The sequence below is a fragment of the Pseudomonas sp. SHLD1 genome (assembly GCF_028640935.1).
Taxonomy (GTDB): domain Bacteria; phylum Pseudomonadota; class Gammaproteobacteria; order Pseudomonadales; family Pseudomonadaceae; genus Chryseomonas; species Chryseomonas aestiva.
Genome location: NZ_JAQZAD010000013.1, coordinates 442,094 through 453,939, shown reverse-complemented (window position 1 = coordinate 453,939; position 11,846 = coordinate 442,094). Strand labels below are relative to the sequence as shown.

Genomic DNA, 11,846 nt, shown 5'->3' with positions numbered 1-11,846 from the left:
CCATGTCCCATCCCGCCGCTTCCATCGTCATACCCGCCGGTCACGGCAAGGCCGTCCGGCTACGCACCGGCCAGAGCGTGCAGGTCATCAATACCCACGGTACCCAGGTCGTCGATTGCTGGGCCTGGAACGCCTATGACCTCAACGAATACATGTGCATGGAGGCCACCCGGGTCTATACGCAGCACCTCAATCCCGTGGTCGGCGACAGCTTCGTCACCAGCGAGCGCCACCCGATCCTGACCGTGGTCGAAGACACCTCCCCGGGGGTCCACGATACCTTCATGGCGGCCTGCGACCGCCGTCGCTATGAATTGCTCGGGTGCAGCCACTACCACCGGAACTGCACCGACAACCTGGTCGAGGGCATGCTGGAACTGGGTGTCACACCGCCCCGGCGCACCCTCGCCTCCTTCAATATCTTCATGAACATCCGGGTACAGCCGGACAATATCCACCTGGACACCCTGCCCACGGTGACCCGTCCGGGTGACTTCATCACCCTGCGCGCGGAAATGGATTGCTTCGTGGCGTTCTCAGCCTGCCCCCAGGATATCGTCAGCATCCAGGGGGAAGGCGACAACACGCCCAAGGACGCCGAGCTGCGCATCCTCGACGACGCCTATCCCCACATCCCGCTCCGGGGCCCTTGGGTACCCGCACAGCTGGCAACACGGTTGGGCTGAGTCGCGATTGCCGGGCGTCACCTCGGGGGACGCCAGGCCCCACCGGCGTCCTGGTGGGCTACGCCCATTCGGCGATCAATCGGGCTGGCAGAAAGCTATCCGCGCTCACCATATCCTCAAAGTATCAAGCACCGACTTTTCATATATTTTTAATCTTCCAGCAAAGTCCTTAAGGTTCCCGTCGTGAGCGGCCACCGCCTCACGACGAAACGCGCCCAATAACAATAACGCGTCAAGGAATCTCACCATGCGCATGCCACCGCTAGCCCTCGAGGTCGGTACCGCCGCCCTCGCCTCCTTTCTACCCTCCGATGCCTTCGCCGAGTTCTTCGCCGACAGCAAGGCCGACCTGGAACTGCGCAACTTCTACTTCAACGGCGACTATCGCCAAGCCGGTGCCCGGCAATCCAAGCGGGAGGAATGGGCCCAGGGCTTCATTCTCGATTACGAATCCGGCTTCACCGAGGGGCCGGTGGGCTTCGGTGTCGACGCCCTGGGCATGCTCGGCCTCAAGCTGGATTCGGGGCCGGACCGGCAGAACACCGGTCTGCTGCCGGTGGGCGACCGGCGAGCGCCCGACGACTACAGCAAGCTCGGACTGACCGGCAAGGTGCGGGTGTCCAAGAGCACCCTGAAGGTCGGCACCCTGATCCCCCGGCTGCAGACCATCCGCAGCAGCAACTCCCGCCTGCTGCCGCAGATCTTCCAGGGCGCCCAGCTGGTGTCGAAGGAACTGGACAACCTCACCTTCAACGCCGGGCGGCTGACCCGGAACCGGGTTCGCAACGACAGCGCCAACGAGGACATGACCGTAGCGGGCAGCGGTATCAGGGGCGGCCGCGCGTCCGACCAGTTCGACTTCGCCGGCCTGAGCTACAAATGGAGCCGGCAGCTCACCACGGTCTACGACTACGGTCACCTCGACCAGAACTACGAACAGCATATGTTCAACGTGCTGCACGTCCTGCCGCTCGGCAAGGACCAGTCGCTGGAGACGGATCTGCGCTATGCCCGCTCGCGCAAGGACGGCGGCAGCAACGTCGACAACGATGCCTATGGCGCCAAGTTCACCTACAACCTGGGTCGCCATGCCTTCGGCGCCGCCTACCAGCAGATGCACGGCGAGACCGGCTTTCCCCATCTCAACGGCACCGATTCGTACCTGGTCAACTACGTGATGCTGTCGCCGGATTTCGCCAATCCGGGCGAGCGCTCCTGGCAGGTGCGCTACGACTACGACTTCGCGGCCTGGGGCCTCCCGGGCCTCGCCTTCATGACGCGCTATCTCAGGGGCGACCATTTCGACGGGCCCGGCGGTGTCGCCGGTCAGGAGTGGGAGCGCGATACCGAGCTTGAATACACCTTCCAGACCGGCGCGCTGAAGAACTTCAAGGTGCGTTGGCGCAATGGCAGCTACCGCAGCCATAACGACACCGAGCTCGACCAGAACCGCCTGATCCTCAGCTACACCCTGTCCCTGCTCTGACCCCACCGCCGGCCGCGGACCGCGCCGGCCTCGATCCCCTCCCGACAGGACTTTCCTCCATGCCCGCTACCTCGCGTTTGTTGCCGCTCGCCCTGCTCGTCGCCCTGGCCGCCGGTACCCCGGCGCTGGCCGCCAACACCGCTGACGCCCCTTGCAAGACCACTGCCGAGTGCAAGGCCGAGGTCGCCAGGATCGGCGGCACCGTGACCCACGGTGGCACCCGCGCCGGCGGCGTCGAAGACCAGTTCGACGGGCTGAACCGCATCAACAAGGCCTCCATCGTGATGCTGACCGAGGAAGGCATCGTTACCCCGGAAATGGGGCGCAAGATCGCCAACGGGGTCGAGTTCGCCATCGACCAGGGTGGTCGGCCGGACGGCAAGCGACCCACCGACATCCTTCAGCTGGAAAAGATCATGACCGACAAGATCGGTCCGGAAGCCTCGCTGATCCACTCGGGCCGCAGCCGCCAGGACATCTACGCCACCTACCGCCTGGCGTCCCTGCGTAGCCAGGTGCTGGCCTACAGCGACGCCGTGAACGCGACCCGTCAGCGCCTGCTGACCCTCGCCGCCGCCAACGTCGATACCCTGGTGCCGGCCTATACCAATGGCGTCCAGGCGATGCCGATCTCCTACGCCCACTATCTGCTCGCCTACGTCGATTCCTTCGCCCGCGACGCGCAGCGCATCGCCCAGCTCTATCAGCGCCTCAACCTCAGTCCGATGGGCACCGCCGTGCTGGCCAATTCCGCCTATCCGCTGAACCGCGAGCGTCTCGCCGCCCTGCTCGGCTTCGATGGGGTGCGTCAGAATTCGCTGGATTCCAGCCAGGTCTCCACCTACGACATCCCCATCGAGGCGGCCGACATCGCCGCCTCCTCGGCGATTCGGCTTGGGGCGATGATCGGCGACATCCATACCCAGTACCACCAGATCCGCCCCTGGCTGCTGCTGGAGGAAGGCTCCACCTACACCAGCAGCGCCATGCCGCAGAAGCGCAATCCCGGACTGCTGATGCGCACCCGGGAAGCCGCCTCGGACACCATCGGCCTGGCGCAGACCATCACCCTGCGCGCGCACAACGTGACCACCGGCATGACGGACTACAAGTTCGCCTTCGACGACCTGAATTTCTATGACTCGGCCATCGGCATGTTCACCAGCATGGACCGCGTGCTCGACGCCCTGAAGGTCAATCCGCAGCGCGCCCTGGAAGAGCTGGAGAACGAATGGACCACCTCGATGGAGCTGGCCGACACCCTGGAGCGGGCGCACAAGGCGCCCTTCCGCATCGGTCACAGCTTCGCCTCGCTGATCGTCACCGAGGCGCGCGACGAAGGCTACACGCCCAAGACCTTCCCCTTCGCCAAGGCCCGCCAGCTCTACACCCAGGCCGCTGAGAAGTACCAGTGGAAGGAGACCAGCCTGCCGCTGCAGGAAGCCGAATTCCGCAATGCCCTCTCCCCGACCAGCATGGTCAGGACGCGGGTCGGCACCGGCGGTCCGCAACCGGCCGAGGTGCAGCGCATGCTCGGCGAGGCAAAGCAGGCCCTGCAGACCGATGTCGACTGGACCAAGGCCCGGCGGCAGTGGTTGGCCGAGGCCGACAGCGCGCTCGATCAGGCCTTTGCCAAGCTGCTGAAGCCGTGATCGCCTAGTGCCGTCCACGGGCGAGCGCCGCCGCCAGTCGCGGTCGGTCCAGCGTCCCCTGCCAGCGCGCCAGCGCCAGGCAGGCGACGCAGTTACCCAGCACGTTGGTGAGCGAGCGGCACTTCATCAGCCGCTCGACGCCCAGCAACAGGCCGACCGCCTCTACCGGCACGAAGTGCAGGATCGACAGGGTCGCTGCCAGGGTGAGGAAGGCCGAGCCGGCGACACTCGTCGAACCCAGGGTGGTGATCAGGCCGACGAGGAGGAAGATCACCAACTGCGCGACCGACAGCTCGATCCCGGCGAACTGGGTCAGGAATAGCATCGCCACGGCAATGTATAGATTCGAGCCTGCCAGGTTGAAGGTGTAGCCGGTGGTCAGCGACAACCGCACCAGCTCCGTCGGGCAACCGGCGCGTTCGAGGCGGCCGATCAGCAGGGGCAAGGCCGCGACCGAGGAACCGGTCACCGCCACCAGCAGCAACTCGTGCTTCAGCCAGAGGATCAGGCGCAGCAGGGAAAAGCCACAGAGGCGCGCCACCAGCACCAGCACGCCGCAGATGAAACACAGGGCGGCGAGATAGACCGCGAGCAGAAACTTCAACAGCGGCCACAGGGAGGCGCCGCCATAACGGGAGACGGTGAAGGCCATGGCGCCAAAGGCGGCAAGGGGCGCCAGGCGGAGGAACAGGCGCAGCAGCCGCAGCATGAACGCCAGGGCCCGCTCGATCCCGGCGAGCCAGGAAGCGCCTCGGTCACCTAGGGTACGCAGGACGAGTCCCAGGACGATGGCCAGGCACAACACAGGCAGTATGGCGCTCTGGGTAAAGGCGCCCAGCAGCGTGCCTGGCAGGCTGTCGAGCAGACCTGGCATCGACGAGGGAGCAGCCGGCAACAGGGGGTCAGCCGGTTCGGCACTGCCCCAATTGATCGGTATCGGGCCAGGCGCGACGGCGCTGCCGGGATGGATCACCAGGCCGACGATCAGACCGACCAGCAGGGACAGCAGGGACAGCAGGGACAGCAGGGACATCACCTGAAAGTACAGCACCATGCGCGCCGCCATGACGCCGACGCCGCGGCCCAGGCGGGCAATGGCCGAGACGATCAGCGCGAACATCAGCAGTGGGACGGCCAGGCCAAGGGTACGCAGGAACAGATCGCTCAAGGGCTTCATGGCCGCGGCCAGCTCGGGACGCCAGAGGCCGAGCAGCAGCCCGCTGGCGAGCGCCACGCCTATCTGCACACTGCCGTTGCGAGCGATCCGCGCGATCATCCGGATTCCTGTCGTTATTATTGTGGGTGGCGCCAGACACCTTGCGTCCCATCCTAACCGATCGGTCATCCAGACCGGCGTCAGCGAGGTCAGCGAGCGAATGGAATTGCGACATCTGAGGTACTTCGTCACGGTGGCCGAGGAGCAGCATTTCACCCGCGCCGCCGCGCGCCTGCACATGCAGCAGCCGCCGCTCAGCCAGCAGATCCGGGCCCTGGAAGACGAACTCGGCTTCCCCCTCTTCCTGCGTCACCCCAAGGGCGTCGCCCTGACCGCCGGCGGCGCGGCCTTCCTGCAGGACGCCCGCGACATCCTGGCCCGGGTCGGCCAGGGCGCGCATCGCGCGGCACGGGTCGCCCGGGGCATCGACGGCACCCTGACGCTGGGTTTCACCAGTTCGGCGGCCGCCCATGCGCTGATCCCCCGCGTCATCCGCGCCTACCGGGAGCGCTATCCGGACGTGGAAATCGCCATCGCCGAGGACAACGCCCAGGGCCTCACCCAGCGGGTGGCGGAAGGCCGCCTGGACCTCGGCATCCTGCGCGCGCCGGTCAGCGCGCCGGAAGGCGTAACCTACCACCGCCTGCTCAACGAGGCGATGCTGCTCGCCTTGCCGAGTAATCATCGACTCATCACGGGGATCGGCGCAGCGGCGCTGGACAGCCTGGTGCAACGCGGACTGCCACTGGCGGCCCTGGCTGATGAAGCCTTCATCCTGGTGCGCAAGCCGGGCGCGCCGGGCATGTATGCCAAGCTGCTGGACGCCTGTCGCCATGCCGGCTTCGAGCCAAGGGTAGCCTTCGAAGTCGACCGCATGCTCACCAACCTGAGCCTGGTGGCGGCCGGCGCCGGCATCTCCGCGGTACCGGCGTCCATGACCGAACTGCACAGGTCCAGCATCTGCTACTGCCCCATCCTGGACGCCCGCCCCCGGCTGGCCGCCCCGATCACCCTGGCCTGCCGCGCCTTCAATCCCTCTCCCGCCCTGCAGAACTTCATCGTCCTGGCCCGGCAACTGGCGGGCAGACCGCAGCGGCGAGTGCGGGGCTGAACGCCGCGCAGTAGCCGATCTCCTCCTTGCGAACCTGGGAAACTGCCGGGTTATTCCGATCCGGGCATGGGCGGTTCGATGTGCCAGTCAACGACCGAGTGGGAGCCGCCTGACACCCTCACCCCAGCAACAGCCGGATCGCCCGCTCGATCCGCTCTGCGGCCTGAGCCTGCAGCGCCCTCGGATCATCGCCCAGCAGCGCCCGCAACTGATGCGGCGCGAAGACCAGATCGATGAACCCCTCGAGCAGCCGCTCGCTGTCGTCCGGCTGATCCGGGCCCGCCTCGATGGCCTGTCGCACCCGCAGGCGGCCGGCCTCCCAGCCGATCCGGGTCGCCTCGGCCGCTACTGCCGGAAAGCGATCGGCCGTGGCGATCACCAGGCGCATCATCGCCAGGGTTTCCGGCCGCGAGGCGTGCTCCAGCATGTCCTGACCGGCCAGCTGCAGACGCTCCGCGAGCGGCAGGCCGGAGGGCAAGGGCTCGATCTGCGGCAGGGTTCCCGAATGACGGCGGATCACCGCCTCGAACAGCTGATCCTTGTTGGCGAAGCGCGCATAGAGGCTGGCCTTGCCCGCACCGGCCAGCCGCGCCACCGCCTCGCAGGAGGTCCCGGCAAAGCCCTGGGCGAGGAAGAGTTCGAAGGCAGCGTCCAGCAGGCGGCGATCGACATCGCCGGCCTCTTCGCGACGGGGTCGCCCACCGCGTGGTTTGGTCATTTCGGTCATGGGCGAACCTTAAGCGGATTGACAGCGCCTGTAAACTGAACGATAACGTTCAGTTATTCGACTGCGCCCTTCCTTGAGGCTCTCCATGACCGATCTCATCCAGTCCTTTCCTATCCGCGTGCCTCAAGCCCAGCTCGACGGGCTGGCAGCAAGACTCAGACTCACGCGCTGGCCCGACCGCGAGACGGTCAGCGATGGCAGTCAGGGACCGCAACGGGAGCGCCTGCAAGCCCTGGTGGAACGCTGGAGCGGCGGTTACGACTGGCGGGCGGCCGAGACCCTGCTGAACGGGTGGGGCAGCAGCCGTACCGAGATCGACGGCCTCGGCATCCACTTCCTGCATGTGCGCTCTCCTGAACCGACGGCTACACCCCTGCTGCTCACCCATGGCTGGCCAGGTTCGGTGCTGGAGTTTCGCGAGGTGATAGGGTTGCTTAGCGATCCGGTCGCCCATGGCGGTGAAGCCGCGGACGCCTTTCACCTGGTCATTCCCGCGCTACCCGGCTTCGGCTTCTCGGACCAGCCCAGCGAGCCTGGCTGGGGCGTGGGCCGTACCGCCCTGGCCTGGATCGAACTCATGCGCCGACTCGGCTACGGCGATCACTGGCTGGCCCAGGGCGGCGACTGGGGCGCCGCGGTGACCACCGCCCTGGCCCATATGCGCCCGGCGGGCCTGGCCGGCGTGCACCTGAACATGGTGATGTTCCAGCCCACTGCCCAGGAGGTCGCGGCGGCCACGCCGGACGAGCAGCGGATGCTCGCCGACGCCGCCCGCTACGAGCGCGAATACTCGGGCTACATGAAGGTGCAGACCACCCGCCCGCAATCGGTGGGCTTCGCCCTGGCCGACTCGCCGGTAGGCCTGGCGGCCTGGATCTACGCCCTGTTCCAGGACGTCTCGGACACCGCGGGCGAACCCGAACGCGTCCTGCCGCTGGATCATCTGCTCGATGACATCATGCTCTACTGGCTGCCCAATGCCGGCGCCAGTTCGGCACGTTTCTACTGGGAGGCCAGGCGCGAGCTGGCGAACGGCATGCCCAGCGCGCCGCTGCCCCTGCCCGCGGGCGTCAGCATGTTCCCTGGCGAGCAACTGCGGCTGTCGCGCCGCTGGGCCGAGCGGCGCTTCGCCGATCTGCGGTTCTTCGCGGAAGCCGATCAGGGCGGGCACTTCGCGGCGATGGAAAATCCGCAGCAGTTCGTGGCGCACCTGCGGGAAGCCTTTCGGGCGATGCGCTGAGCGCGCGCTCATCTGCCAAGGGGCATTCAGGCATTCAGGCATTCAGGCATTCAGGCATTCAGGCATTCAGGCATTCAGGCATTCAGGCATTCAGTGCCATGACCGCATAGAGTCCACCCTGTTTCATCAACTCTTCATGAGTGCCCTGCTCCACCAGTTGCCCAGCCTGGATGACCAGAATCCGATCCGCCTGCCTGACGGTTCTGAGGCGATGGGCGATGGAAATCAGGGTCCGCGGCCCCTGCAACGAGGCCAGGGCTGCGGCCATCGCCGCCTGGGTGTTGCTGTCCAGGGCGCTGGTCGCTTCATCCAGGACAATGATCGGTGGATCACGCAGCAGCATACGCGCCAGGGACAGACGTTGGCGCTCGCCACCGGACAGCTGATACCCCCGGTCACCGACACCGGCACCCAGCCCCTCGGGAAGTCTTCGCACCGTGGCATCCAGCTGTGCCCTTTCCAGCGCCCACCAGAGTTCCGCCTCGCTTGCGTCGGGCTTGGCGAAGCGCAGGTTGGCTTCGATGCTGGCGTTGAGCAGGAAGGTATCCTGGGTCACGATGCCGACCAGGCTGGCCAGCGTCGCAAAGCTCAGCTCGCGGATATCGATGCCGTCGTAGCGGATACAGCCCTGATCGGCGTCGTACAGGCGCGCGAGGAGATAGGAGATGGTGGTCTTGCCAGAGCCGGTGGGGCCAACCAGCGCCGTGTGCTTTCCGGCCGGTATGTCGAACGTCAGATCCCTGAGTACGACGCGGTCGCCATAGGCGAAACCGACGTTCTCGAAACGGATGCCCTGCTGGAAATCCTGCCGCGCAAGATTCGTCGGTGAGCTGGCCTCGACGACCGTCGCCGGCGTATCCAGGTAGCTGAACACCCGCGCCAGCAAGGCGCGTCCCTTGGCGAATTCGATCCGCGTTTCAAAGATCTCCAGCAGCGGCCAGAGCAATTGCTCCTGCAAGGCGATAAAGGCCACCAGGGTGCCAATCGACACCTGCAGCCCCAGGCCCATGAACAGACCGCCGCCCAGGAAGGTCAGCGCCGGCAGGAGATCCAGCGCCAGGAAGACGAGCGCGAATTCCCATTGTCCCGCCGTGCTGGCCTGGGTTTCCAGGCGCGCCAGCTGCGCGGAGTCACGCTGAAAGCGCTGCACGAGATAGTGCACGCGGCCCAGGGTACGCGACAGGATGATGCCGCCGGCCGACAGGGACTCGGCGATGTTGGCGGAAAGGTCCGCCACCTGCTCCTGTTGCCGGTAGGTCACTCGCTCCCGCAGCTGAGCGACGCGGCCATTGATCCAGACCAGCAGGGGAATGACGGCGAAGGACACACATGCCAGGCGCCAGTCCAGCAACAGCATCGCTACCAGGGTCGCCGCCACGACGCTCAGATGCCTCGCCAGATCCGTAGCGGAGTGGGTCAACAGGGTCTGCAGACCGGCGATGTCGCTGGACAGGCGCGCCTGCACCTCGCCCGCGCGGGTACCGGCGAAAAACCCCAGCGAGAGGTTCTGCAGGTGGCCGTACAGGCGGGTCCGCAGGTCGTGCATGACGCTCTGGCCCACCCGAACCGCGACATAGGTCTGGGTCAGGTTGGCGATGGCATTGAACAGCGCCACCCCGACCAGACCGGCGGCCAGACAGACCAGCAGCGTCAGGTCCTTTGCCGGCAAGGCATCGTCGACGATGCTGCGGATCAGGAAGGGACTGATCACGCCGCTGATCCCGGCGACCGCGATCAGCAACACCACCAGCACAAGTGCGGCCCGATGCGGAGCCAGTAGTTCGAGAATCCGCGCGAACGTGACATGACGCCTGGCCAGGTTGCCATAGTCGTCGAGGGTCTCGGTTTCAGCCGGCGACCGTGGGGAAGAAGAGGAACTGGACATTTGTTTGCTTTCAGGTCGGTCAGAGGAAGGAGCGGACTCGGGTCCGCGTCATCGGGTGCCAAGGAGGCCTTGGGCTGCTGCTGGTCAGGACGCGAGGGCGTCGGTCAGCCGGATGTCAAAGCGTGCGCCACCTCTTTCGCTTTGCGTCAGCGCCAGCTGCCCGCCCTGCTTTTCTATGGCGCGACGGCTGATCGACAGCCCCAGGCCAAAGCCTCCGGTAGCGCGATCCCGACTGCGATCCAGGCGATAGAAGGGCTCGAACACCCGCTCCCGTTCGCCCGGCGGAATACCCTCGCCATCGTCCTCGACAGTGATCAACAGAGCGTCGGCGTCGTGGCGAACGGTCAGCCAGACCCCACGCTGGCAATAGCGCAGGGCATTGCCAATCAGATTCTGCAACGCGCGCGCCGTGAGTCTTGATGCCAAGAGGGCTTGCTCGGGCGCAGCGGCCATGTCCAGGCTCAAGGTGACGCCACGCCTTTCCTGTTCCTCGCCGAAATCCGCCAGGACGCTGTCCAGGAAGGCACCGAGCTTGAGTGCTTGACGCTCGGGTGGCTGCTGACTGGACTGCAGGCGGGCGTAGGAAAGCAGTTCGTTCACCAGCGCATCCAGTTCACGCACGTGGCGAACCTGCTGCTCCAGCTGTCGTTGTGTTTCAGCGGGCAGCGGGTCGGCCTGCATTAGGGCCAGGCCGAATTCCAGACGGAACAGCGGCGTGCGCAGCTCATGGGAGACCGCATTGAGCAGGTCGCGCTGCTGGACGATCAGGGTTTCGAGATCCTGGGCCATGTCATCGAAGGCCCGCGCCAGCTGGCCGATGTCCGAGCGCGGCGAGATCGCGGTACGCTCCTGCAGATGCCCCTTGCCTAGGCGCGCCGCCGTGCGCCTGAGCCGCTCGAGATCGCGCCAGTGCGGTCGCAGCCAGACATACAGACAGATGAGCAGCGCCGCACCGATCAGGGCGTTCATGGCCCAATACGTTAGGGCTATGTCGGTCGGAACCTCGGCGAAGCCGACCCAGAGGACGTGCCCGCCCGGCAGGGGGATCAAGGCCACGCTGGGATCGCCATCGTCGGTCAGGCGGACGCGTCGTTCGCCTTTGGCCAAACGGTGGCGCTCGGCGCTCGTCAACTGGGGATCGGTCTGTAGCCCCAGTTGCAAGGTGACGGGCGCGATGTCGGCGTTCAGCTCAGCCAGCAGCGCCGGCCAGCGGGCGAGCGGCGTTTCCACGAAGGTTCGCTCCACCAGTTTCAGCGGGCCATTCATCTGCTCCAGACTGACGCGGCTATAGCGATCACTGAACATCTGCTGCAGGGCTTCCGGGACCAGATAGCTGGCTGCGCCATAGGTCACCAGCAGCACGCAGTAGAGCCTTATCAAGATCTTGAGCATCTAGCAGGACTCGACGCCGCGGCGAGGTCTTACCTGAGGGTCGCGTCCGGACCGTTTTGCCAGCTTGAACGACGGCCAGCACGAGCCGTAGCCCGCGCCTTCCTGGTGCGGGCCAGGCAAGGTCACGAACGCGCATCGGCGACGCTGATCGGTGGCCACCGGCGCGGCGGGGATGGTGACGTTTTCGACGTTGAAAAAGAGTTTCACAGGTAGGTCCCAGGGCAAGGAGGCGGCGAGCATAACGGAGCGCCAAGCCCTCAAGGGCAGCCCTTAACACTCTTTCACAAGAGACCTACAGACCTTTACAAGGCCGCCCAGGCGGGCCCTCTACCATGGCGTTCTCCACGAGGACGTACGATGTTTCACTACCCACTCTTCCCTTACTGCCAAGCCGGAAAAAAGCGGATCCTGATGCCATCACGCACCTTGGCTCGGCCCCGCCACCCATCCC

Annotated in this window: 10 protein-coding genes; 5 read left to right on the top strand and 5 right to left on the bottom strand. The window is 65.9% G+C overall.

Annotation, left to right across the window (positions count from 1 at the left end):
* Positions 1–2 precede the first annotated feature (2 nt).
* The 3 genes from PVZ77_RS07480 (at position 3) to PVZ77_RS07470 (ending at position 3,824) form a co-directional block, all read left to right on the top strand.
* Positions 3–686, top strand: coding sequence for an urea carboxylase-associated family protein (locus tag PVZ77_RS07480; protein WP_273806162.1), 684 nt, complete (start codon positions 3–5; stop codon positions 684–686).
* Positions 687–933: 247 nt separating this feature from the next.
* Positions 934–2,172: an OprD family porin gene (locus PVZ77_RS07475; RefSeq protein WP_273806161.1), complete on the top strand. Its 1,239-nt coding sequence runs from the start codon at positions 934–936 to the stop codon at positions 2,170–2,172.
* Positions 2,173–2,231: 59 nt separating this feature from the next.
* A complete protein-coding gene (locus PVZ77_RS07470) occupies positions 2,232–3,824 on the top strand; it encodes an argininosuccinate lyase (RefSeq protein ID WP_273806160.1) in 1,593 nt (530 codons plus the stop codon).
* A gap of 4 nt (positions 3,825–3,828) precedes the next feature.
* Here the strand turns inward: PVZ77_RS07470 and PVZ77_RS07465 are convergent, their stop codons facing one another.
* On the bottom strand, positions 3,829–5,100 hold the full coding sequence (locus PVZ77_RS07465; protein WP_273806159.1) for a cation:dicarboxylate symporter family transporter: 1,272 nt from the start codon (positions 5,098–5,100) through the stop codon (positions 3,829–3,831).
* Positions 5,101–5,200: 100 nt separating this feature from the next.
* Here PVZ77_RS07465 and PVZ77_RS07460 point away from each other — a divergent pair, with 100 nt between their 5' ends.
* Positions 5,201–6,151, top strand: a complete 951-nt coding sequence (locus PVZ77_RS07460; protein WP_273806157.1) for a LysR family transcriptional regulator — start codon at positions 5,201–5,203, stop codon at positions 6,149–6,151.
* Between the two features lie 118 nt (positions 6,152–6,269).
* Here the strand turns inward: PVZ77_RS07460 and PVZ77_RS07455 are convergent, their stop codons facing one another.
* Entirely contained in the window at positions 6,270–6,878 is a 609-nt protein-coding gene (locus PVZ77_RS07455; RefSeq protein ID WP_273806156.1) for a TetR/AcrR family transcriptional regulator, read from the bottom strand.
* A gap of 85 nt (positions 6,879–6,963) precedes the next feature.
* On the opposite strand from PVZ77_RS07455, the gene PVZ77_RS07450 reads away from it, so the two are divergent.
* On the top strand, positions 6,964–8,118 hold the full coding sequence (locus tag PVZ77_RS07450) for an epoxide hydrolase family protein (protein ID WP_273806154.1): 1,155 nt from the start codon (positions 6,964–6,966) through the stop codon (positions 8,116–8,118).
* A gap of 82 nt (positions 8,119–8,200) precedes the next feature.
* Here PVZ77_RS07450 and PVZ77_RS07445 read toward each other — a convergent pair whose 3' ends face one another.
* The 3 genes from PVZ77_RS07445 to PVZ77_RS07435 form a co-directional block, all read right to left on the bottom strand.
* On the bottom strand, positions 8,201–10,003 hold the full coding sequence (locus tag PVZ77_RS07445) for an ABC transporter ATP-binding protein (RefSeq protein ID WP_273806153.1): 1,803 nt from the start codon (positions 10,001–10,003) through the stop codon (positions 8,201–8,203).
* An 84-nt stretch (positions 10,004–10,087) separates the two neighbouring features.
* Positions 10,088–11,395 carry an ATP-binding protein gene (locus PVZ77_RS07440; protein WP_273806152.1) on the bottom strand — a complete coding sequence of 436 codons (1,308 nt, stop codon included), beginning with the start codon at positions 11,393–11,395 and terminating at the stop codon, positions 10,088–10,090.
* Positions 11,396–11,635 (bottom strand): hypothetical protein, encoded by a 240-nt coding sequence (locus PVZ77_RS07435; protein ID WP_273806151.1) that lies wholly within the window; start codon positions 11,633–11,635, stop codon positions 11,396–11,398.
* Positions 11,636–11,846: the final 211 nt, after the last annotated feature.

What these genes read in the sequence shown, in the direction of transcription:
- PVZ77_RS07480 (WP_273806162.1), top strand. Translation starts at nt 3, where the DNA reads ATGTCCCATCCCGCCGCTTCCATCGTCATACCCGCCGGTCACGGCAAG.
- PVZ77_RS07475 (WP_273806161.1), top strand. Translation starts at nt 934, where the DNA reads ATGCGCATGCCACCGCTAGCCCTCGAGGTCGGTACCGCCGCCCTCGCC.
- PVZ77_RS07470 (WP_273806160.1), top strand. Translation starts at nt 2,232, where the DNA reads ATGCCCGCTACCTCGCGTTTGTTGCCGCTCGCCCTGCTCGTCGCCCTG.
- PVZ77_RS07465 (WP_273806159.1), bottom strand. Translation starts at nt 5,100, where the DNA reads ATGATCGCGCGGATCGCTCGCAACGGCAGTGTGCAGATAGGCGTGGCG.
- PVZ77_RS07460 (WP_273806157.1), top strand. Translation starts at nt 5,201, where the DNA reads ATGGAATTGCGACATCTGAGGTACTTCGTCACGGTGGCCGAGGAGCAG.
- PVZ77_RS07455 (WP_273806156.1), bottom strand. Translation starts at nt 6,878, where the DNA reads ATGACCGAAATGACCAAACCACGCGGTGGGCGACCCCGTCGCGAAGAG.
- PVZ77_RS07450 (WP_273806154.1), top strand. Translation starts at nt 6,964, where the DNA reads ATGACCGATCTCATCCAGTCCTTTCCTATCCGCGTGCCTCAAGCCCAG.
- PVZ77_RS07445 (WP_273806153.1), bottom strand. Translation starts at nt 10,003, where the DNA reads ATGTCCAGTTCCTCTTCTTCCCCACGGTCGCCGGCTGAAACCGAGACC.
- PVZ77_RS07440 (WP_273806152.1), bottom strand. Translation starts at nt 11,395, where the DNA reads ATGCTCAAGATCTTGATAAGGCTCTACTGCGTGCTGCTGGTGACCTAT.
- PVZ77_RS07435 (WP_273806151.1), bottom strand. Translation starts at nt 11,635, where the DNA reads ATGCTCGCCGCCTCCTTGCCCTGGGACCTACCTGTGAAACTCTTTTTC.